Consider the following 20,478-nt stretch of genomic DNA (forward strand, 5'->3'; position numbering starts at 1 on the left):
ATATCTCGCTACGTTCAGTACTGGCCGAGAGTGGCCTCCAGCTTGAACAGGCTGGCGGACAGCTCGCCCGGCGTCATCACCGGCGAGGCGGGCGCCACCACGGACGGCCAGGCCTTCAGCGTGGCGTCATAGGCCGCCATCAGCTCGTCCCGTGTCTCGTCATCATACAGGTCGGCGTGCTGCTCGAGCCGCTCGCGGGCGATCTGCACGAAGCCGAAGCTGTCCTGATATTCCAGCACGTTGACGAACTCGCCGTCGTCGCCGATGGCTTCCTGGTACTCGTGCATGGCCTGGCTCAGCAGCGCCAGCTGGATGCGGCTCTGGAAGGCCACGTCGCCGCGCAGATCGGCGTCGACCGTCTCCAGCGCCCCATCGATGGCATCGAATGCCGCCTCATAGGCCTCGTCATGGCTGCCCCACTCGCCGCCCTCGCGGGTATCGGCGATCAGCGCCTCGAGAGCGGGCTCGACATCGTCGACGCCGCGTTCCTCGAAGGCCGGCGCCATGGGCTCGTAGAGTTCATGGATCGGATGACCGAAGTGCGGCTGGGCAGCGGTCTGCTCGCCTTCCTGGTAGAGCTCGCGCGCCACGGTCAGGTGGCCCTTCATCATGGCGAGGTTGGTGGCATAGACGCCGGGATTGGTGACGTTCATGACGTGGCCGGCTTCGCCGCCTTCACCACCTTCGCCGCCTTCACCACCTTCGCCGCCTTCACCACCTTCGCCACCTTCACCACCTTCGCCGCCGGCCGAAGCGTTCAGGTAAGCGAAGACGGCGTAGGGATCGGCCGAGGCACCGGCTTCACCGCCTTCACCGCCTTCACCGCCTTCACCGCCTTCACCGCCTTCACCGCCTTCACCGCCTTCACCGCCATGATGGCCGGATTCACCACCCTCGCCGCCTTCGCCGCCGTGATGGCCGGATTCACCACCCTCGCCACCTTCGCCGCCGTGATGGCCGGATTCACCACCCTCGCCGCCTTCACCGCCATGATGGCCGGATTCACCACCCTCGCCGCCGTGATGGCCGTATTCGCCGCCTTCATCGCCATGGTCGGCGTGTGCCAGCATCGGCTGGTCGGGGCCTTGGGTGAACGCCGCCGAAGCATCGGGCTCCGCCCCACTGGCGGTGCCGGCCCCCAGCAGGACAGTGGTACCAACGCCGACCCAGAGCTTGGTTCGAGTAGAGTGAGACATGGACGCTTCCTTTTGATGTTGTGATTGCCGGGACACGCGGCCCTGAGGCCGACTCAAGCGGCCATAGGGTGCTACCTCGGGAAGTGTAATGCAAACGATTCACAGTCGTTTATAATCCGCGACACATCCTCAGCTCCCGGAGCACCGACCGTGATCCTCTGCATCGACCAGGCCATCCCTTCCGAGCTGCTGTCCCGCGTGTGCGCCACGCTGGCCGGCAGCGAATTCCGCGACGGACGCGAGACCGCCGGCTGGCACGCACGCACGGTCAAGCAGAACCAGCAGGCCGACGGCCGTCACCCCGACATCGCCGAACTGCGCCAGGAGGTCACCAAGGCCCTCCACGACCATCCGCTGTTCCAGATGGCGGCGCGCCCGAAGCGAATGAAGCCGCTGATGTTCAGCCGCTACCAGGAAGGCATGACCTACGGCAACCACGTCGACGATGCGGTGATGGCCACGCCCCAGGGCGCCATGCGCACCGACCTGTCGTTCACCCTCTTCCTCAACGATCCGGACAGCTATGACGGCGGCGAGCTGCTGATGGACACCCCCGCCGGCGAGCAGACCTACAAGCTGCCGGCCGGCGGACTGATCCTCTATCCCTCCTCGACCCTGCATCGCGTCGAACCGGTCACCCGCGGCGAGCGCCTTGCCGCGGTGGGCTGGGCCCAGAGCCAGGTCCGCGACCCGCAGCAGCGCGAGATCCTCTTCGACCTGGATACCACTCGCCGCCAGGAGTTCGACGCCAACGGCAAGACCCTGACCTTCGACATGCTGTCCAAGAGCCTGGCGAATCTGCTGAGAATGTGGGCGGAGGTGTAGTCGACCGCCTCAGCCTCGCCGCACCTCCCGCGGCGAGGCACCGAAGTGCTGGCGAAAGGCCCGGGAGAAGCTGGAACTCGAGGTGAAGCCACAGGCCAGGGCCACGCCGAGCACCTCGAGGTCCGTTTCCTCCAGCAGCTGACGCGCCCGGGCCAGGCGCAGCGCCAGGTACCAGTCACGGGGCGAGCGTCCCAGCTCGCGCTCGAACAGCCGCTGCAGCTGTCGTAGCGAGACGCCGCTGCGGCTCGCCACGTCCTCCAGCGTCAGCGGCGTTTCCAGGTGGCGCTCCATCAGTTCGACGGCCTCCGCCAGCCGTGGGCTATGCGTGGCCAGGCGCCGCGCCTGGGTCATGCGCTGTGAATCGTGACGGGTGCGCATGCGCTCGTGAATCAGCTGTTCGGACACGTCGACCGCCAGCCGCTGCCCGTGACGCCGGGCGATCACGTCCAGCGCCATGTCCATGGCCGCCGCCCCGCCGGCGCAGGAGAAGCGCCGCTCGCCCAGCTCGAACAGCTCGTCGGAGGTCTCGATCGCCGTGAAGCGCTCGCGGAAGGCCGGCAGGCTCTCCCAGTGCAGGGTCACCCGCTCGCCCTCCAGCAGCCCCGCCGCGGCCAGCAGGAAACCGCCGGTATCGAGCCCGCCCAGCGCGCAGCCGGCCCCGTCCAGCCGATGCAGCCAGCGCATCAGCCCACGGCTCAGGTAGCGCTCGGGATCGAAGCCGCTGCACACCGCCAGCGAGGCGGGATGATAACGCGCCTCGATGTCCTGATCGGCCAGCAGCGTCATGCCGTTGGAAGCCGTGACCGGCCCGCCGTCCTCGCTGATCAGCGTCCACTCGAACAGCGGCCGACCGCTGATGCGATTGGCGATGCGCAGAGGCTCCACGGCCGAGAAGAAGGCCATCATCGAGAAACGGGGCAGCAGGAGGAACCCGATCGGCTCGGGCAGCGGGCCGGCATAGTCGAGGCGCATGGCAGCGGATGTACGGCAAGGAAAGGGCCGACATGATGACCGGCCCCAGGTGAAGGAACAAGCCTGCCGGGCGGTCACCGCTCGACATTGCATCCCCCGGCGCCGGCTCTACAATCGTGGTGCACCCTACCCCGCTGCCGCCACGAGGCCCATGAGACTGACGCCCAACGTCCCCGCCCCGGAGCGGATCGACTTCCTGCTGCTGCCGCGCTTCGCCATGGTGGCGTTCTTCTCGGCGATCGAACCGCTGCGCATCGCCAATCGCATCAGCGGTCGGCCGCTGTTCGAGTGGCGGCTGATCGGCCGCGACGGCGAGCCGGTGGTCGCCTCCAACGGCATGACCCTGGCGGTCGATCACGCCCTGGATGAGGCCCCGCTCGCGCCCAGCCTGGCGGTGTGCGCCAGCTTCGAGCCGGAAGCCGCCATCGACCAGACGCTGGTCGACTGGCTGCGCGAGCGCGCCGCGGCGGGCTGCCGGCTTGGCGGCATGGACACGGGCTGCTTCGTGCTGGCCACCGCCGGCCTGCTCGACGACCAGACGGTGACGCTGCACTGGGAATCGCTGCCCGAGTTCCGTGCCCGCTTTCCCGGCATCGACGCGGTGGAGTCGCTCTACGAGGTGACGCCGGAGGGTTTTTCCTGCGCCGGTGGCAGTTCGTCCATCGACATGAGTCTCGACCTGATCCGACGACGCCACGGCCGCGAGCTGGCCGAGCGGGTCCGCGACCAGCTGCTGCACGACCAGGGCCGACGCCCGGCCAGCCGCCAGCGTGACCCTGCCGCCCCCGAGGATCCGACACTCCACCGCGCCCTCGACCTGATGGACGCCAATCTGGACACGCCGCTGGAGATTCGCCGACTGGCCGACGAGCTCGACCTCTCCTGGCGGCGGCTGGATCGTCTGTTCGCCCGTCATCTGGGCACGTCGCCGCAGCGGGCCTACCTGGCGCGTCGGCTGGACCACGCCCGGCGGCTGCTGCAGGAGACCCGGCATTCCGTGATGGACGTCGCTCTGGCCAGCGGCTTCGCCTCCGCCTCCAGCTTCACCCGCGCCTTCCGCCAACGGCATGGCATGACGCCCAGCGAACTTCGACAGCGACGCTGAGCCCCGATACCCGGCCTCCGACACCTGAACTCCGATACCCCAGGACGTTCGCCGCGTTGACACACGGATGCCCATACGGTTTCACTTGAAACCAAATGAACCGTGATCAGAGGAACCCCATCATGACAGCCGCCTGGCAGCAGTACCGCAGCGCCCCACCCTTCGGCACCCGCGTCGCACCCGCCATCGATCTGCCCGAGCACGGACACCTGAGCCTGACCGTGGAGAGCGAGCGCGGCCGCTTTCCGCTGCTGGTGGTGCGCCTCGCCGACGATGCCCTGGTCGCCTACGTCAACGCCTGCCCGCACCAGTACCTGCCCCTCGACCAGCGCGGCAACCGCCTGCTCAGCGACGACGGCGAGACACTGCGCTGCACCAACCACGACGCCGCCTTCGCCACGCGCAGCGGCGAAGGCGTAGGCGGCCTGGGGACGGGCTGCGCCCTGGACCCGGTGCCGGTGCATGTGGAGGACGACTGGCTGGTCATCGGCAACGTTTCGTAAAACGCCTCGCCTAGCGCCTATCTGTCGAATCGTGCACAGTCGGCGTCGAATCATGACGCTAGCCCACGGGACTGCGCTGGCATCCTGAGCCGGAACATACATCGCTCGGGAGACTAGCCCATGACCGACGCCGCACTGCCCCTCACCCCCGACTACGACGCCTGGCCGATCGACGCCGACCTCGATGCCGTCTCCTTCACCTCGCGCCTGGTCACGGTGCGCTGGAGCGACGGCCGCGTCAGCCGCTATCACGGCATCTGGCTGCGCGAGAACGCCGCCGACGAGACCACCGTCAATCCCGCGACCCGCGAGCGCATCCTGGACCTCTCGGCCCTGCCGGCATGGCCGGAGATCGAAGGCGCCGACATCGATGCCGCCGGCGCGCTGTGCGTGACCTTCGCTCCCGAGGACCGTCGCCTGCGCTTCCACCCCGGCTGGCTGCGCGCCCACGACTACGACAACGCCGGCGATCCCGAGGCGCCGCTGGTCCCGGTGACCCTCTGGCACGGCAGCCCCGATGCCGGCCCCGACACCCTCGACGCCAGCGGCCTGCTCGATACCGCCCCCGCCAGCGAGGCCGAGGAGGCGATCCTCGCGCCGGCGCTCGAGAGCGTGCTCGGCAAGGGGCTGGTAAGACTGCGCGGCCTGCCCACCGAGCCCGGCTCGCTGGAGGCCATCGCCCATCGCATCGGCCCGATCCGCGATACCAATTTCGGCGGCCTGTTCAACGTCAAGGCCAAGCCGGACCCGGACTCCAACGCCTACACCTCCATCGCCCTGCCGCCCCACACCGACCTGCCGACCCGCGAGTACCATCCGGGCCTGCAGATGCTGCACTGCCTGGAAAACAGCGTGGAGGGCGGCCAGGCGGTGATGCTCGATGGCTTCGCGGTGGCCGAGGCACTGCGTGAGCGAAACCCCGAGGCCTGGGAGACCCTGACCCGGGTGCGCTGGTGCTACGCCAACACCGCCAGGACCACCGACCATGTGTGGTTCGAGCCGATGATCCGCCTCGACGCCCGCGGCGAGCTGCTCGAGGTACGCATCGCCGACTTCCTGCGCGGCCCGCTGCAGACCGCCTTCGAGGACGTGGAGCCGGCCTACGAGGCGCTGATGGCACTGCAGCGGCTGCTGCGCGACCCGGCCTTCGCCATTCGCTTCACCTACGCGCCCGGCGACCTGGTGATCTTCGACAACCGCCGCCTGCTGCACGCCCGCGACGCCTTCGAGGGCAGCACCGGCCATCGCTGGCTGCAGGGCTGCTACATGGAGCGCGACGAGATCCGCTCGCGCTATCGCATGGTGCAGCGCGCCCGCCGGCAGCGGCGCATCGGCGTCGAGGCCTGACCCGGGCCTCGTCTCCCTAGCCGGGGCCTCGGGCCGCCGTCTCTCTTGGCGCTTCCCCGAAGCGCGCCCGATAGGCCCGGGAGAAGTGCGCAAGGTGGCTGAAACCGTTGGCCAGGGCGGCCTCGGTGACCGTGGCGTGGCTGGCCGAGAGCAATCGCTGCGCCCGGTCGAGCCGCATCCCCAGGTAGCACTGCTTGGGCGTCTCGCCGAAATGCGCCAGAAACAGCCGCGAAAGCTGCCGCTGGGACTGACCCGCCAGGCGGCAGATCTCGGGGATGGGCAGTGCTTTGGCCAGGTTGGCTTCCATCACCGCCAGACTCTTCACCACGCTACGCGGCAGGTTCGCGTAGTGTGATGGCGTCACCTCGCCGATCGCGTCTCCATCCTCGCCCTCCCCGCCGTCTGCACCGCTCGAGGCATCGTGGCGGTCATGGACCAGCTGACGGCTCACTGCATCGGCCAGCGCCGGCCCGTAATCCCGGGCGATGCGATCCAGCATCATGTCGATCCCGGTAGTGCCACCGGCGCCGGTCTGGCGCGTCGCATCGGACGAGAAGCGACGCCGACTGATCCTGAGAGCGGGAAACTCACGCCGGAAAGCCGGCACGCTCTCCCAGTGCATGGCCACGCGATGCCCCTCCAGCACTCCGGCCCGCGCCAGGATGAAGGGCGCCGTGTCCAGCCCACCCAGCCAGCCGCCATGCGCCGCGATCCGGCGCAGCACCGCACGGTCCTGGGCCATCACCGTGGCCTCCGCCTCGTAGGACGACACCACCATCAGGTGGGCATCGTCCGGCGCGTCGGCCAGCCGGCCATCCACCTCGATACACACGCCATTGCTGGCGACCACGCCCTCGCCATCCACCGAGCGCAGCCGCCAGGCGAACAGTTCCCGCCCGAAGCGATTGGCCACCCGCAGCGGCTCGAGCATGCAGAACAGCGTCAGCATCGAGAACTTGGGCAACAGCCAGACGTCCAGCGTCTGCTCGGCCTGCTCCGGCGACAGCAGTGGCGGTGAATCCGGCCGCGGATAGGGCCAGACGGCGGAAACCTCCTCGCCTACGTCCAAATTCATCAACCTTATGGCGGATTTTATCAAATTCTACCGCTGAACCGACGTTAGGGTACAGGGGTGTCACGTCACCGGCGCCGCTGACCACGACCGCTCAAGCCCTGATCATCCGGAGATTCATCGCCATGACCTCAAGCGCCAAGGTAGCGCTGTCCGACGACGGCAAGCGCCTGATCCTCGACCTCGACGGACGTTCTCGCGAGCTCGCGGCCATGTGGCTGCGGGAGCGCTCGCCCGACGCCGAGACCCTGGATCCGGGCACCGGCCAGCGACTGATCGAGGCCGCCGAGCTGCCGCTCGACCTCACCCTGCTGCACGCCGAATGCGACGGCGACGCCCTGGCCCTGCGCTTCAGCGACGGTCACGCGACGCGTTTTCCGCTCGCCGCCGTGGTTGCCGATGACACCGGGCCGAGCGATATCGTGCCGGGCCGCACCCTGTGGGACGCCGAGCTGTCTGGCCCGCCCCGAGCCGACTTCGCCGCCGCCGTCGCCGACGATGCCGCCCTGCTCGAGATGCTCGACGGCCTGCACCGCTATGGCGTCGCCCTGGTGTCCGGCGTGCCTGCGGACGAACACGGCATGCAGGCGCTGATCGACCGCATCGGCCCGCTGCGTCACACCAACTGGGGCGGCATCGCCGACGTCAAGTCGGTGGCCAACGCCTATGACCTGACCATGACCCAGCGCGGCCTGGAGCCGCACACCGACAACCCCTACCGCGATCCGATCCCCGGCTATATCTGGCTGCACTGCCTGACCAACGCCGCCGACGGGGGGGACAACACCCTGGTCGATGGCTACCGCGCGGCCCAGGTGCTGCGCGAACGCGACCCGGCGGCCTTCGACTGCCTGACCCGGGTGTCCCCGCGCTTCCGCTATCGCGACGAGAGCACCTGGCTGGAGAGCGAGGGTCCGCTGATCGAGCTGGACAGCCAGGGTCGGGTGAGCCGCGTGCGCTTCAACAACCGCACCGAGCAGGTCGACGCCCTGCCGGCCGATGAGCTCGAGCGCTACTACGCCGCGCGCCACGCCTTCTATGCGCTGATCACCTCCGACGAGCTCACCGTGCATCTCAAGCTGGACCCGGGCCAGATGCTGATCATGGACAACTATCGCCTGTTCCACGGCCGCCGCGCCTTTGAACTGGCCGGCGGCGTGCGCCACCTGCGCCAGGGCTACGTCGATCGCGACAGCACCGCCAGCCGCCGCCTGACCCTGCGCCACCAGTTGACCGACATCACCACCCCCGAGGAGGTCGCATGAACCAGGCCCGTTTCCGCCACTTCGGCGAGGCCAACCGCGACGAGTGGGCGCTGATCGACGACCGCTTCCGCGACTACGTCAACGACGCCCCCCGCCGCGTGCTCGAACACCTTCACCGCCTGGCCGGCGACACCCACGGCTATCCCGTGGATCGCTTCGAGCACTGCCTGCAGACCGCCACCCGCGCCCTGCGAGCCGGCGCCGATGAGGAAATGGTGGTCTGCGCCCTGCTGCACGACATCGGCGACGACCTGGCACCGGCCAACCACGCCGAGATCGCCGCGGGCATCCTCGAGCCGTTCATCGATCCGCTCAACGCCTGGATGATCCGTCATCACGAGCTCTTCCAGGGCTATCACTACCGCCACTACTTCGGCCTGGATCGCCACGCCCGGGAACAGTTCAGGGACCATCCGGCCTATGAGCGCACGGTGCGCTTCTGCGACGACTGGGATCAGGCCAGCTTCGACCCCGACTACGACACCCTGCCGCTCGAGCACTTCGTGCCGATGGTGGAACGGGTGCTGACGCGCGCGCCCTTCGGCGGTCTGCCGCCCATCGTCGAGGAGGAACCCCGTTCATGAACTGTGCCCAGCACCTCATCGCCCTGCTCGAGGCCCACGGCGTCGACACCGCCTTCGGCATCCCCGGCGTGCATACCATCGAGCTGTATCGTGCCCTCGGCGACAGTGGCCTGAGCCACGTCACCCCGCGCCACGAACAGGGCGCCGGCTTCATGGCCGACGGCTACGCCCGTGCCAGCGGTCAGCCCGCGGCCTGCTTCATCATCTCAGGCCCCGGCATGACCAATATCGCCACCGCCATGGGCCAGGCCCTGGCCGACTCGGTGCCGATGCTGGTGATCTCCAGCGTCAACCAGCGCGCCACCCTGGGCCGCGGCCAGGGCCGGCTGCACGAGATGCCGCACCAGGGCGAGACCCTCGCCGGCGTCAGCGTGTTCAGCCACACCCTGCATGACCCGGCGGCGCTGCCCGAAGTGCTAGCCCGCGCCTTTGCGGTGTTCGCGAGCGCCCGACCGGGCCCGGTCCACGTCGAGATTCCCCTCGACGTGATGACCGCGCCGGCCCCCGATACCGTGGCCACACCGACCTCGGTGTTTCCGCCGGCGCCGGCCCCCGCGGCACTGGCAAGGGCCGGAGACTGGCTGGTCGAGGCCAGGCGCCCGCTGGTGCTGCTCGGCGGCGGTACCACCGCCGTGCCGGAGCTCGCCCGGACTCTGGTCGATCGCCTCGATGCACCGACCTTCACCACCATCAACGCCAAGGGCGTGCTCGGCCGCGACCATCCGCTCGATCTCGGCGCCACCCAGAGCCTGCCCGCGGCACGCCGACTGGCCGCCGAGGCCGACGTGGTGCTGGCGATCGGCACCGAACTCGGGGAGACCGACTACGACCTGGTGTTCGACGGGGGCTTCCGGCTCGGCGGTCGGCTGATCCGCATCGACATCGATCCGCAGCAGCTGGGCCGCAACCAGACCGCGGATCTCGCCCTGCTCGCCGAGGCCGGCCAGGCGATGCGCGGGCTGCTCGATGTCCTGCCGGATGCCGCGGACCGCGACGGGGCCGCTCGCGCCGAGGCCGTGCGCGAGGCCCTGGCGCTGGGCGCGGACCCGGAGCTCGCCCCCTATGTACCGCTCTACGCCACCCTGCGCGAGGCATTGCCCGAGGCGATCGTGGTCGGCGATTCCACCGGCCCGGTCTACGCCGGTAACTTCCTGGCCGCGATGCCGGCGCCGAGGCGCTGGTTCAACGCCGCCACCGGCTTCGGCACCCTCGGCTACGGCCTGCCCGCCGCCCTGGGCGCTGCCGTGGCCAGGCCCGACCAGCCGGTGGTCGCCCTGGTCGGCGACGGCGGCCTGCAGTTCGTGCTCGGCGAACTCGGCACTGCCCGCGACCTGGGCCGGCCGGTGGCGCTGGTGATCTGGAACAACGACGGCTATGACGAGATCCGCCGCTACATGTCGATGAGCGAGGTGCCGCATCTCGGCGTCGACCTGGCCGCCCCGGACTTCCGCGCCCTGGCCGAGGCCTACGACTGCCGCCATGTCGGCGTCACCGACCCGGCGAGCCTGCACGACGCCCTGGGCCGGCTCTGCGAGGCGGAAAGCCCGCTGATCATCGAGGTCGATGCCACCGCCTGGACGGCATCGCTCTGACACCTTGGGAAATCTCCCACCTCATGGCCGGCCGAGACCGGCCCACGACACAAGGAGACGTCCAGGAATGAAGACGCATACCAAGACTCTGACCCTGAGCCTGATCGCCGGCCTGAGCCTGGCCGGTCCGGCACTGGCCGCCGACCGCGACGACCGCCTGCGCCTGGTCGTGCCGCCCTGGCCCGGCGTGACCGTGAAGAGCGAGATCATGACCCAGCTCATCGAGCCGCTGGGCTACACCACCGAGACCCTGGAAATCAGCTCGACGGTGGGCTACAGCACGCTGCAGAGCGGCGACAGCGACGCCTTCCTGGCCGGCTGGATGCCCGCCCAGCAGGAGAGCTACGACGCCGCCATGGAGGCCGACGCCATCGTCGACCTGGGCAACAACGTCAACGGTGCCCGCATGGGCTTCGCGGTCCCCGACTACGTCTACGAGGCCGGCATCACCCGTGCCGAACAGCTCGCCGACCCGGAGGTCGCCGAACGCTTCGAGCGCACCATCTACAGCATCGAGAGCGGCTCCACGGTCACCGACATGATCGAGGGCGCCATCGACAGCAACACCCATGGGCTCGAAGGCTGGAAGCTGATGGCCTCATCGACCCCCGGCATGCTCAGCGAGGTGAACGGCGCCGTCGAGCAGGAGCGCTGGATCCTGTTCTACGGCTGGACCCCGCACTGGATGGTGCCCGAATACGACGCCCGCATCCTCGACGACTCGGCGAACATCTTCGGCGCCGACGGTGGCCGCAGCGACGTCAAGACCATCGTCGCCAAGGACTATGCCGAGGCCAATCCCAACCTGATCCGGCTGCTCGATCAATTCGAACTCTCCGCCGACGAGCAGAGCGAGTTCATCCTCGAATACAGCCTCAAGGAACGGGAGCTCGAGGACGTCGCCCATGAATGGCTGGTCGCCCATCCCCAGCGCGTGGCCAGTTTCCTCGAGGGCGTCACCACCCGCGAGGGCGACGACGCCCTGAGCGCCGTGGAGGCCAGCCTGTGACCCTTGCCCAGCACGAGCGCGAGATCCGCCGCGACCTGGCCGCCGCCTATCGGCTGATCGCCCTGGACGGCATGGACGACGGCATCTCCACCCATATCTCCGCGCGCCTGCCGGGCGAACGTTTCCTGCTCAACGCCTTCGGGCTGCGCTTCGAGGAAGTCCGCGAGGACAACCTGGTGATCGTGAATGCCGACGGCGAGGTGCTCGACGACCCCACCGGATTCGGCATCAATCCGGCCGGTTTCACCATCCACAGCGCCCTGCACGCGGCCCGTCCCGAGGTGGCCTGCGTGCTGCACACCCACACCGTGGCCGGGGTCGCGGTATCGAGCCTCGCCGAGGGACTGCTGCCGCTGAATCAGTGGGCGCTGCAGTTCCACGAGCGGCTCGCCTACCACGACTACGAGGGCATCGCCCTGGATCTCGACGAGCGCGAGCGCCTGGCCACCGACCTGGGTCCTCACTCGGCGATGATCCTGCGCCAGCACGGCCTGCTGACCTGCGGTACAAGCGTCGGTGAGGCCTTCCTGCGCATGCGCGATCTCGAGCGCAGCTGCCAGGCCCAGCTGGCCGCCCAGGCCACCGGCCGGCCGCTGCTCGAGGCATCGCCGGCCATGGCCGAGCACGTCGCCCGCCAGTACGAGGCCTGGGCCGAGAGTCCCGGCGGCACCGACCGGGCCTGGCAGGCCGAACGACGCCGCCTGACCGGTGACGCCCCCCGGGCTCAAACGACCCGCTGACACGACAGAGCGAGACAACGATGCGTTATTCCCGACTGACCCAGCGGATCGCCGGTGAGGGCGCCGCCGCCTGGGACATCCACAACCGCGCCCTGGCCCGCCGGGCCGCCGGCGAGGACATCACCGTGCTGTCGGTGGGCGACCCGGATTTCGACACCCCGGCGCCGATCGTCGAGGGCGCCGTAGCCAGCCTGCGCGCCGGAGCCACCCACTACCCCGACGTGCAGGGCAAGCGGGCCCTGCGCGAGGCCATCGCCGAGCGCTACCGCAAGCGCGGCATGGCCGTCACACCGGAGCACCTGATCGTGGTCGCCGGCGCCCAGTGCGGTCTCTACGCCGCCGCCCAGTGCCTGCTCGATCCGGACGACGAGGTGATCGTCCCCGAGCCGAGCTACGTCACCTACGAGGCGGTGCTGCAGTCCACCGGCGCTCGCATGGTGCATATCCCGCTGCGCGGCGACGCCGGCTTCCGCCTGGACGTGGCCGACCTGGAGGCGGCCATCACCCCGCGCACCAAGGCGATCCTGCTCAACAGTCCCCATAATCCCACTGGCCAGCTGATCGATGCCGCGGCCTGGGCCGACATCGCCGCGCTGTGCCGGCGCCACGACCTGTGGCTGATCTCCGACGAGGTCTACGCCGAGCTGATCTTCGAGGGCGATCACGTCTGCGCCGCGAGCCTGCCCGACATGGCCGAGCGCACCGTGGTGATCGACAGCCTCTCCAAGTCCCATGCCATGACCGGCTGGCGGCTGGGCTGGGTGCTGGGCCCGGAACCCCTGATCGAGCATCTGAGCCACCTCGCGCTGTGCATGCTCTACGGCTGCCCGGACTTCATCCAGGACGCCGCCCGCGACGCCCTGAGTGCCCCCCTGCCCGAGCTCGACGCCATGCGCGAAACCTACCGCGGCCGGCGCGACGCGGTGGTCGCTACGCTCAGCGGCTGTCCGTCGGTGAAGGTCATCACGCCCGCCGCCGGCATGTTCCTGATGATCGATATCCGTGCCACCGGGCTGTCGTCCCAGGCCTTCGCCGACCGCCTGCTCGACGAGCAGGGCGTCTCGGTACTGTCCGGCGAGGCCTTCGGCCCCTCCGCCGCCGGTTTCGTGCGCCTGAGCCTCACCGTCGACGCGGCCCGTCTCGACGACGCCTGCCGCCGCCTGGCGCGCGTCGCCGAGCAGGCCCGTGCCGGCACCCTTTCCACCATCGAATGAGTCGCCTATGACGTCATCGCTACAAACTCCTTCCACTGACGCCTCGCACCGCCTGGCGGTGGAGGCCCGACACCTCGTCAAGCGCTACGGCGACCTCGAGGTGCTGCGCGACGTGTCTCTCGAGGTTCCCGAGGCCAGCGTTACCTCGATCATCGGCGCCAGCGGCTCGGGCAAGAGCACCCTGCTGCGCTGCCTCAACCTGCTGGAACGCCCCGACCAGGGCGATCTGGCGATTGCGGATGAGACGATTCGATTCGACCGCAATCCCCAGGGCGACATCGTCGGCCTCGACCGGCGCCAGCTGCAGCAGCTGCGCGCCAAGGTCAGCATGGTCTTCCAGCAGTTCAATCTCTGGCCCCACTTCACGGTGCTGGGCAACGTCACGGAGGCGCCGATGCGCGTGCAGGGCCTGTCGAAACGCCAGGCCATCGAGCGCGCCGAGTACTACCTGGAGCGCGTCGGCATGGCCGACAAGCGCGACGGCTACCCGGGGTTCCTGTCCGGCGGTCAGCAGCAGCGGGTCGCGATTGCCCGGGCGCTGGCCATGGAGCCGCGACTGCTGCTGTTCGACGAGCCCACCTCGGCGCTCGACCCGGAACGCGTCAGCGAGGTGCTCGGCGTGATCCGCGACCTGGCCGCCGAGGGTCGCACCATGGTGCTCGTGACCCACGAGATGGCCTTCGCCCGCGAAGTGTCCGACCAGGTGGTGTTCCTCGACCGCGGCTTCGTCGGCGAGGCCGGCTCGCCGCGCCAGATCTTCGAGGAGAGCCAGGATCCGCGCTGCCGGCGCTTCGTCGCGCCAGCGGCCTGAATGCCTCCCATCCCCTTTGGCTCTCCTGCCCGACGAGATGAGCACCGGGGACAAGGCGTAGCGAGGGTTTTTGCCATGGGCGAGGCGGAAGGAGAAGAACATTCGGTGAATGTTCTTCCCGCCGAGCGGGTTGGCCAAGGATGGTCAACCCCGGCCCTGCAAGCGGCGCAGGATGCAAGAGCGCCGCAGGGCAAAAGTAGCGCCCAGGGATGGGTTCACAGCGCCTCGCTATGGTCCGGCACCCCGGGGCTTGTCGCCGGAACAGCTCATCGCTTCCACGAGCAGAGAGTCACTCACGCCCGACACGACAATACCAAGGAGAACTGCATGAACCGTCCCCTGATCGCCCTGACCGCCGCGGCCGCCCTCGGCCTCTCCGCCACCGCCCAGGCCGGCGAACCGCTGAAGATCGGCATCTCCGCCGAACCCTACCCGCCGTTCACCTACACCTCCTCCGAGGGCGAGTGGACCGGCTTCGAGGTCGAGCTGGGCATGGCCATCTGCGAGGCCATGGAACGCGACTGCGAGATCACCCCCACCGGCTGGAGCGGCATCATTCCCTCGCTCAAGGCCGGGCGTATCGACATGATCATGAACTCCATGTCGATCACCGCGGCCCGCCAGCGGGTCATCGACTTCAGCGAGCCCTACTACTTCACCCCGGGCGCCTTCGTGGCCGCCGAGGACCTGACGCTTGCCGGCCCGGACGACCTCGACGGCAAGGTGCTCGGCGTACAGGCCGCTACCACCAACGCGACCTACGCCCGCCGCGCCCTGCGCGACCAGGTCGGCGACATCCGCCTTTACGATCAGGCCGAACAGGTCAACCGCGACCTGCTGTCCGGCCGCCTGGACGTGATCCTGGCCGACAAGATCGCCATGACCGAACTCCTCGAGCGCGACGAGGCCGAGGGCTTCGAGATCAAGGCCACCGCGCCGCGCCACGAGGCCTACGGCGAGGGCGTCGGCATCGGCATCCGCCAGGACGACGACACCCTGGAGACCGACCTCAACGCCGCCATCGCCAAGGTGCGCGAGGACGGCACCTGCCGCGCCCTGTCCGAACAGTACTTCGACACCGACATCTGCACCTGATTCGTTCCTCGACGACGCTCGTCCGGCGGCCCTCGCGGCCGCCGGCCCCGCCCTGTCTCATCAAGGACACGATTTCCCCATGAACCACGTTTCCCAAGAGGGGCTGCTCGACTGGGCCGGCCCGATCCTTCAGGGGGCGCTCACGACCCTCGAGATCGCCGTGCTGGCCTATGCCATCGGCCTGGTGCTGGGGCTGATCGGCGCCAGCGCCCGGCTCAGCCCCTGGGCACCGCTGCGCGGCCTGGCCACGGCCTACTCCACCGCGGTACGGGCCGTCCCCGAGCTGTTGCTGATCATCCTGCTCTACTACGCCGGCTCCCAGGCGCTCACCGCCCTGACCAATGCCATGGGGCTGCCCGGCCAGGTCGCCATCAACGGCTTCGTCACCGCCGTGGGCGTGCTGGCCTTCGTCCAGGGCGCCTACATGACCGAGGTGATGCGCGGCGCCATCCAGGCGATACCCCGCGGTCAGCTCGAGGCCGCCGACGCCTTCGGCTTCTCCGCCTGGGACCGCTTCCACCGCATCGTCGTCCCGGCCATGCTGCCCCATGCCCTGCCCGGGATGTCCAACCTGTGGCTGATCCTGATCAAGGACACCGCGCTGATCAGCGTGATCGGCTTCAGCGAGCTGTTCTTCACCATCCAGCAGGCCGCCGCCAGCACCCGTGCGCACTTCCTGTTCTACGCCGCCGCCGGGGTCATCTACCTGGCCATGACGCTGAGCTCCACGGCGCTGTTCACGCGCCTCGAGCAGCGCGTGCGCCGCGGCCAGCCGACCGGCGAGGAGGCATGACATGGACTTTTCCTGGCTTCAGGACCCGTTCTATCAGGAGTACCTGATCGAGGGCTTCGTCAACACCCTGTGGCTGCTGGCCGTCTCCGCCGTGGGCGGCCTGGCGCTGGCCGTGGCGGTGGCCATGGCGCGTCTCAAGGGCCCGCGCCCGCTGGCCATGCTGGCCAAGGGCTTCACCGTGGTGATGCGCGGCACGCCGCTGCTGGTGCAGCTGTTCTTCTTCTACTACGGCGTGGGACGGCTGCTGGAGGGCATTCCCGGCGTGCAGGACAGCATGATCTGGCCGCTGCTGCGCGATCCCTTCTTCTACGGCGCCCTGACCTTCACCCTCAGCGTCGGCGCCTACTCCGGTGAGGTGCTGCGCGGCGCCCTGGCCAGCGTGCCCCCGGGCGAGCGCGAGGCCGGCCGCGCCTTCGGCATGACGCCCTTCCAGGTGTTTGCCCGGCTGTGGCTGCCGCGCGCCATCCAGCGCTGTCTGCCGACCCTGACCGGCGAGATGATCCTGCTGCTCAAGTCGGTGCCGCTGGTCTCGACCATCGCCCTGATGGACCTGCTCCAGGCCGCCAACATCATTCGCGACGAGACCTTCCTGGTCTACGAGCCGCTGATGCTGATCGCCGGCATCTACCTGGCCATGACGGTGGTGCTGACCCTGGTGCTGCGCCAGGTCGAGCGCCACTTCCCCGGCATGCAGCCGACGCGCCGCCGCTTCCCCCTCCGCCGAGTCGAGAACGCCCCATGCAAGCACTGACCCAACACTTCATCGACGGCCGCTGGGTGGAAAGCCGCGGCCACCGGCGCCTGCCGGTCAGCGACCCCTACCACGAGACGGTGATCGCCGAGGTCACCGCCGGTTCGCCGCAGGACGTCGACGCCGCGGTGAGCGCGGCCCGGCGCGCCCTGGCCGGCTGGCGCGCCCTCGGTGGTGCCGCGCGCGGCGACAGCCTGGACGCCCTGGCCGAGGCGCTGGTGGCGCGCCGCGACGAGCTCGCGGCGCTGTCCAGCCGCAACAACGGCAAGCCACTGGCCGAGGCCGAACAGGATCTGGCCGACGCCATCGCCTGCTACCGCTACTACGCCGGCGAGGCCCGCGCGCTGGATGAACGCCAGGGCGAGGCCGTGGACACCGGCGAGGCGGGGCTGGTATCGCGCCGCTACCGGGACCCGGCCGGCGTGGCCGGGCTGATCACGCCCTGGAACTTCCCGCTGGTCAGCAGCGCCTGGAAGCTGGCCCCGGCGCTGGCCGCCGGCTGCACGGTGGTGTTCAAGCCCTCCGAGGTCACCCCTTTGCCGGAGCAGGCGCTGGCCGAGATCGCCGAGGCCATCGACCTGCCGCCCGGCGTGCTCAACCTGGTGCACGGCGACGGCGGCAACGTCGGCGCGCCGATCGCCGCTCACCCGGGTATCGACAAGCTGTCCTTCACCGGCAGCAACCGGGTCGGCGAGGCGGTGATGGCCGCGGCGACCCGGGGCTCCCGCAACGTCTCGCTAGAACTCGGCGGCAAGTCGCCGATTCTCGTCACCGAGGACGCCGATCTGGATCACGCCGCCGCGCTGGTGCTGGCCGGTTTCTGCTACAACGCCGGCCAGATGTGCTCGGCCACCTCGCGGCTGCTGGTCCACGAACAGGTCGCCGACGCCCTGCATGCGCGGCTGGACGCCGCCGTGGCCGAACTCGTCGCCGGCGATCCGCATGACCCGGCGACCACCCTTGGGCCGCTGGTCAACGCCGGCCAGCGCCGCCGGGTGAGCGCCTACCTGGCGGAGGCCGAGGAAGAGGGGCTCACGCCGACCGCGACGCCGATCGCCGTGCCCGGGAACGGCCACTTCGTCGCCCCGCGGGTGTTCCGCGACGTGCCGACCGCGAGCCGGCTGTGGCGCGAGGAGGTGTTCGGGCCGGTGCTGTGCGCACGGACCTTCCAAAACGACGACGAGGCGGTGGCGCTGGCCAACGACAGCGCCTTCGGCCTGGCCGCCAGCGTGGTCGCCGGCAGCGATGCACGAGCCGAAATCCTGGCATCCCGCCTCGTCGCCGGCAACGTCTGGTGCAACACCGGCCAGATCGCCCCGCCCGGGCTCGGCTGGGGCGGCATGAAAGGCAGCGGCATCGGTCGCGAGCTCGGCCGCGAGGGGCTCGAGGCCTATCTGGAGACGCGCTACGTCACCCGGCCGGCCTGAACACCAGCTGACCTTTCCTCCTTCCCGCAACGCAACGGGGCCGCCCAGAAGGCGGCCCCGTCGTCGTCAGGATGGGTATGCTCTATGCCAACCGTGCCCCGTTGGGCACCCCCAGATCGGGCACGGCCAGCGCCACGGCGCCATCCTCGCGGTGAAAGCCTGTGACCAGGCACTCCGAGGTCATCGGGCCGATCTGTTTCGGCGGGAAGTTGACCACCGCGATCACCTGCTTGCCGACCAGCTCGTCCGGCGCGTACAGCTCGGTGATCTGGGCGCTGGACTTGCGTACCCCGATGGCCTCGCCGAAGTCGACCCGCAGCTTGTAGGCCGGCCGCCGCGCCTCGGCAAAGACCTCGGCCTCGACGATGGTGCCCACGCGCAGTTCGACCCTGGCGAAGTCCGCCCATGCGATCTGTTCCATGAGGGTGTTCTCCTTATCTCTTGAACGTGCCCAGCCACGCGGCGGGCGTTATCACCGCGACGAGTCTGTCGCCTCCGGCGATCGCCGGTCCTTGCGACCGCTCAACATGCCGCTACCGATCAGCGCCCCGCCGCAGATCAGCAGCGCGGCGAGCAACAGCGTCGGGCTGGGGGCGGCCAGGCCGGCGGCGATCAGCACCAGGGTCGAGCACAGCGGCGTGGCATAGGACATGAGCCCCAGCAGCCGCACGTGACCACGCTTCATGCCGAGATCCCAGGTGAAGAAGGCGCTGCCCACGGGACCCAGCCCCAGGGCCAGGATCGCCCACAGGTTGGCGCCTTCCGGCCAGCCGAGCGGCTCCCAGGCCAGATGACAGGCGAGCGCCAGCACCGCGGCGCCGAGGCAATTCCAGGCCACCGCCGTGGTCGGAATCCGCGACAGCAGCCGCGAGGCCACGGAATAGCCGCTCCAGATGAAGGCCGCCAGCAGCGCCACCAGATAGCCCGGCGTGTATTCGCCGGACCAGTCGAAGCCGTCGGGTCCCACCAGCAGCCCCGCACCGATGAAGCCGCACACGCCGCCCACCAGGTGAATCCCGCGCAGGCGCTCGCCGGGCAGCAGCCAGCCGGCCAGGATCACGATCAGCAGCGGCCACAGATAGCTGATCAGCCCGGCGTTGGCCGCCGGCGCGTTCTGCTGGGCGATGAAGTAGCACAGGTGATAGCCAAACAGCCCGCCCACGCCCAGCAGCCAGCCCGCCGGCGGCTGGCGGAAGGCCTCGGCCAGGGCGCGCTTCTCGCCACGCAGCAGGAACACCAGCAGCGCCAGGCCGCCGGCCAGGCCGAAGCACAGCGCGGTCAGCAGGAAAGGCGGCACCTGGCCGGCCCATTGGGTGAACAGCGCCAGCGTCGCCCAGCTCAGGACGGTACTGGCGCCCCACAGGGTGGCGCGGCGCGCCTCGGCGGGGGAAACAGCCGACATCTCGATTCTCCATTCGCGGGTCGGCTGGGCAGTATGGGGGACGAGAAAGACGAAGGCTTGTCGATTTCGGCCGTCACCGAACGCGACGAAACGCGCTCGGCGGCTGCCCGCGCCAGCGCCGGAAGTGGCGGCTGAACTGGGCGCCGTCGGCGAAGCCACAGGCCAGGGCAATCTCGGTAAGGGAGGCATCGCTGGTCATCAGCAGCCGCTCGGCCAGTGCCAGTCGCTGCCGCGTAAGCCACTGCCAGGGCGTCAGGCCGGTGATCTCGGTGAGACTGCGACGCAGCTGCCGTTCGGAGAGCCGTGACGCCTCGGCCAGCCGCGCCAGGCTCCAGGGCGCCGCCGGGTCGGCCTGGACCCGCCGGGTCAGGCTCGCCATGTTGAGCCGCGGCCCCTGCCAGGCGGGTGCGGCGCCAAGCCGCGCCAGCAACCGCTCATCGTCCAGTCCGGCGGCCTCCTCCGGCGCCAGGCGCAGGAAGCGAATTCGCTCGAACAGCGTATCCACGGCCTCGCCCACCGGCAGATCCAGCACGCGGCAGCGATTGTCGGCATCGAGCCCCAGGTAGTGATGGGTCGCCGCGGCGGGAATCAGGCACACGCTCCCCGGGCCCATGGCGGCGCCACGCCCCTCGACCTCGACGTCCACGCGGCCGCCGAGCCCCACCAGCAGCTGGTGGTAGTCGTGGGTATCGCTCAGGCAGTCGAGCGGATAGGAGCGCTCGACGCTGCCGATCAGGGGAGAAAGATCACGGCTCATGGGCCAAAGATGCCGCGC

General features: G+C 69.6%; 22 protein-coding genes. 16 read left to right on the forward strand and 6 right to left on the reverse strand.

Annotated elements, in window-relative coordinates; translation table 11 throughout:
* Nucleotides 1–14 precede the first annotated feature (14 nt).
* Nucleotides 15–653, reverse strand: a complete 639-nt coding sequence (locus UN84_RS09130; RefSeq protein ID WP_052719265.1) for a hypothetical protein — start codon at nt 651–653, stop codon at nt 15–17.
* A 3-nt stretch (nt 654–656) separates the two neighbouring features.
* On the opposite strand from UN84_RS09130, the gene UN84_RS09135 reads away from it, so the two are divergent.
* Nucleotides 657–1,220 (forward strand): hypothetical protein, encoded by a 564-nt coding sequence (locus tag UN84_RS09135; protein ID WP_052719262.1) that lies wholly within the window; start codon nt 657–659, stop codon nt 1,218–1,220.
* 126 nt (nt 1,221–1,346) lie between these two features.
* Complete coding sequence (locus tag UN84_RS09140; protein WP_046078068.1) at nt 1,347–2,021, forward strand: Fe2+-dependent dioxygenase; 675 nt, start codon at nt 1,347–1,349, stop codon at nt 2,019–2,021.
* A gap of 9 nt (nt 2,022–2,030) precedes the next feature.
* On the opposite strand, the gene UN84_RS09145 is transcribed toward UN84_RS09140, so the two are convergent.
* A complete protein-coding gene (locus tag UN84_RS09145; protein ID WP_046078067.1) occupies nt 2,031–2,993 on the reverse strand; it encodes a GlxA family transcriptional regulator in 963 nt (320 codons plus the stop codon).
* Nucleotides 2,994–3,144: 151 nt separating this feature from the next.
* Between UN84_RS09145 and UN84_RS09150 the strand changes: the two genes are divergently transcribed.
* From UN84_RS09150 to UN84_RS09160, 3 genes are all read left to right on the forward strand, one after another.
* Nucleotides 3,145–4,098 (forward strand): GlxA family transcriptional regulator, encoded by a 954-nt coding sequence (locus UN84_RS09150; RefSeq protein ID WP_046078066.1) that lies wholly within the window; start codon nt 3,145–3,147, stop codon nt 4,096–4,098.
* Between the two features lie 122 nt (nt 4,099–4,220).
* Nucleotides 4,221–4,601, forward strand: coding sequence for a Rieske (2Fe-2S) protein (locus UN84_RS09155; RefSeq protein WP_046078065.1), 381 nt, complete (start codon nt 4,221–4,223; stop codon nt 4,599–4,601).
* 120 nt (nt 4,602–4,721) lie between these two features.
* Nucleotides 4,722–5,948: a TauD/TfdA family dioxygenase gene (locus UN84_RS09160; RefSeq protein WP_046078064.1), complete on the forward strand. Its 1,227-nt coding sequence runs from the start codon at nt 4,722–4,724 to the stop codon at nt 5,946–5,948.
* Nucleotides 5,949–5,964: 16 nt separating this feature from the next.
* Here the strand turns inward: UN84_RS09160 and UN84_RS09165 are convergent, their stop codons facing one another.
* Nucleotides 5,965–7,023, reverse strand: coding sequence for a GlxA family transcriptional regulator (locus UN84_RS09165; protein WP_046078063.1), 1,059 nt, complete (start codon nt 7,021–7,023; stop codon nt 5,965–5,967).
* A gap of 122 nt (nt 7,024–7,145) precedes the next feature.
* Between UN84_RS09165 and tmpA the strand changes: the two genes are divergently transcribed.
* The 11 genes from tmpA (at nt 7,146) to UN84_RS09220 (ending at nt 18,301) form a co-directional block, all read left to right on the forward strand.
* Nucleotides 7,146–8,285: a 2-trimethylaminoethylphosphonate dioxygenase gene (tmpA, locus tag UN84_RS09170; RefSeq protein ID WP_052719261.1), complete on the forward strand. Its 1,140-nt coding sequence runs from the start codon at nt 7,146–7,148 to the stop codon at nt 8,283–8,285.
* Entirely contained in the window at nt 8,282–8,869 is a 588-nt protein-coding gene (locus UN84_RS09175; RefSeq protein ID WP_035598260.1) for an HD domain-containing protein, read from the forward strand. Before tmpA ends, UN84_RS09175 begins: the two co-directional genes overlap by 4 nt.
* Complete coding sequence (locus UN84_RS09180; protein WP_046078062.1) at nt 8,866–10,461, forward strand: 5-guanidino-2-oxopentanoate decarboxylase; 1,596 nt, start codon at nt 8,866–8,868, stop codon at nt 10,459–10,461. Before UN84_RS09175 ends, UN84_RS09180 begins: the two co-directional genes overlap by 4 nt.
* A gap of 67 nt (nt 10,462–10,528) precedes the next feature.
* Nucleotides 10,529–11,470 (forward strand): ABC transporter substrate-binding protein, encoded by a 942-nt coding sequence (locus UN84_RS09185; protein WP_046078061.1) that lies wholly within the window; start codon nt 10,529–10,531, stop codon nt 11,468–11,470.
* Nucleotides 11,467–12,210, forward strand: a complete 744-nt coding sequence (locus UN84_RS09190; RefSeq protein ID WP_046078060.1) for a class II aldolase/adducin family protein — start codon at nt 11,467–11,469, stop codon at nt 12,208–12,210. The genes UN84_RS09185 and UN84_RS09190 overlap by 4 nt, the downstream gene beginning before the upstream one ends.
* 20 nt (nt 12,211–12,230) lie before the next feature.
* Nucleotides 12,231–13,424, forward strand: coding sequence for a pyridoxal phosphate-dependent aminotransferase (locus UN84_RS09195; RefSeq protein ID WP_046078059.1), 1,194 nt, complete (start codon nt 12,231–12,233; stop codon nt 13,422–13,424).
* Nucleotides 13,425–13,431: 7 nt separating this feature from the next.
* Nucleotides 13,432–14,235, forward strand: coding sequence for an ATP-binding cassette domain-containing protein (locus UN84_RS09200; RefSeq protein ID WP_046078058.1), 804 nt, complete (start codon nt 13,432–13,434; stop codon nt 14,233–14,235).
* Between the two features lie 327 nt (nt 14,236–14,562).
* Entirely contained in the window at nt 14,563–15,330 is a 768-nt protein-coding gene (locus UN84_RS09205) for a transporter substrate-binding domain-containing protein (protein ID WP_046078057.1), read from the forward strand.
* Nucleotides 15,331–15,409: 79 nt separating this feature from the next.
* Complete coding sequence (locus UN84_RS09210; protein ID WP_035598240.1) at nt 15,410–16,123, forward strand: ABC transporter permease; 714 nt, start codon at nt 15,410–15,412, stop codon at nt 16,121–16,123.
* A gap of 1 nt (nt 16,124) precedes the next feature.
* Nucleotides 16,125–16,874, forward strand: coding sequence for an ABC transporter permease (locus UN84_RS09215; protein WP_046078056.1), 750 nt, complete (start codon nt 16,125–16,127; stop codon nt 16,872–16,874).
* On the forward strand, nt 16,862–18,301 hold the full coding sequence (locus UN84_RS09220) for an aldehyde dehydrogenase family protein (RefSeq protein WP_046078055.1): 1,440 nt from the start codon (nt 16,862–16,864) through the stop codon (nt 18,299–18,301). The genes UN84_RS09215 and UN84_RS09220 overlap by 13 nt, the downstream gene beginning before the upstream one ends.
* A gap of 82 nt (nt 18,302–18,383) precedes the next feature.
* Here UN84_RS09220 and UN84_RS09225 read toward each other — a convergent pair whose 3' ends face one another.
* From UN84_RS09225 to UN84_RS09235, 3 genes are all read right to left on the reverse strand, one after another.
* The gene (locus UN84_RS09225; protein ID WP_046078054.1) at nt 18,384–18,722 is read right to left on the reverse strand and encodes a tRNA-binding protein; all 339 of its coding nucleotides are present in this window, start codon (nt 18,720–18,722) and stop codon (nt 18,384–18,386) included.
* A gap of 51 nt (nt 18,723–18,773) precedes the next feature.
* The gene (gene yddG, locus UN84_RS09230) at nt 18,774–19,703 is read right to left on the reverse strand and encodes an aromatic amino acid exporter YddG (protein WP_082090812.1); all 930 of its coding nucleotides are present in this window, start codon (nt 19,701–19,703) and stop codon (nt 18,774–18,776) included.
* 73 nt (nt 19,704–19,776) lie between these two features.
* Nucleotides 19,777–20,460 carry a helix-turn-helix transcriptional regulator gene (locus UN84_RS09235; RefSeq protein ID WP_046078053.1) on the reverse strand — a complete coding sequence of 228 codons (684 nt, stop codon included), beginning with the start codon at nt 20,458–20,460 and terminating at the stop codon, nt 19,777–19,779.
* Nucleotides 20,461–20,478: the final 18 nt, after the last annotated feature.

It is taken from the genome of Halomonas sp. HG01 (assembly GCF_000968715.2).
Classification (GTDB): domain Bacteria; phylum Pseudomonadota; class Gammaproteobacteria; order Pseudomonadales; family Halomonadaceae; genus Halomonas; species Halomonas halophila.

Coding starts and splice junctions, on each gene's coding strand:
- UN84_RS09175 (WP_035598260.1), top strand. CDS start 8,282: ATGAACCAGGCCCGTTTCCGCCACTTCGGCGAGGCCAACCGCGACGAG.
- yddG (WP_082090812.1), bottom strand. CDS start 19,703: ATGTCGGCTGTTTCCCCCGCCGAGGCGCGCCGCGCCACCCTGTGGGGC.
- UN84_RS09180 (WP_046078062.1), top strand. CDS start 8,866: ATGAACTGTGCCCAGCACCTCATCGCCCTGCTCGAGGCCCACGGCGTC.
- UN84_RS09155 (WP_046078065.1), top strand. CDS start 4,221: ATGACAGCCGCCTGGCAGCAGTACCGCAGCGCCCCACCCTTCGGCACC.
- UN84_RS09215 (WP_046078056.1), top strand. CDS start 16,125: ATGGACTTTTCCTGGCTTCAGGACCCGTTCTATCAGGAGTACCTGATC.
- UN84_RS09160 (WP_046078064.1), top strand. CDS start 4,722: ATGACCGACGCCGCACTGCCCCTCACCCCCGACTACGACGCCTGGCCG.
- UN84_RS09165 (WP_046078063.1), bottom strand. CDS start 7,023: ATGAATTTGGACGTAGGCGAGGAGGTTTCCGCCGTCTGGCCCTATCCG.
- UN84_RS09130 (WP_052719265.1), bottom strand. CDS start 653: ATGAACGTCACCAATCCCGGCGTCTATGCCACCAACCTCGCCATGATG.
- UN84_RS09200 (WP_046078058.1), top strand. CDS start 13,432: ATGACGTCATCGCTACAAACTCCTTCCACTGACGCCTCGCACCGCCTG.
- UN84_RS09220 (WP_046078055.1), top strand. CDS start 16,862: ATGCAAGCACTGACCCAACACTTCATCGACGGCCGCTGGGTGGAAAGC.
- UN84_RS09225 (WP_046078054.1), bottom strand. CDS start 18,722: ATGGAACAGATCGCATGGGCGGACTTCGCCAGGGTCGAACTGCGCGTG.
- UN84_RS09205 (WP_046078057.1), top strand. CDS start 14,563: ATGAACCGTCCCCTGATCGCCCTGACCGCCGCGGCCGCCCTCGGCCTC.
- UN84_RS09195 (WP_046078059.1), top strand. CDS start 12,231: ATGCGTTATTCCCGACTGACCCAGCGGATCGCCGGTGAGGGCGCCGCC.
- UN84_RS09185 (WP_046078061.1), top strand. CDS start 10,529: ATGAAGACGCATACCAAGACTCTGACCCTGAGCCTGATCGCCGGCCTG.
- UN84_RS09145 (WP_046078067.1), bottom strand. CDS start 2,993: ATGCGCCTCGACTATGCCGGCCCGCTGCCCGAGCCGATCGGGTTCCTC.
- UN84_RS09235 (WP_046078053.1), bottom strand. CDS start 20,460: ATGAGCCGTGATCTTTCTCCCCTGATCGGCAGCGTCGAGCGCTCCTAT.
- UN84_RS09150 (WP_046078066.1), top strand. CDS start 3,145: ATGAGACTGACGCCCAACGTCCCCGCCCCGGAGCGGATCGACTTCCTG.
- tmpA (WP_052719261.1), top strand. CDS start 7,146: ATGACCTCAAGCGCCAAGGTAGCGCTGTCCGACGACGGCAAGCGCCTG.
- UN84_RS09210 (WP_035598240.1), top strand. CDS start 15,410: ATGAACCACGTTTCCCAAGAGGGGCTGCTCGACTGGGCCGGCCCGATC.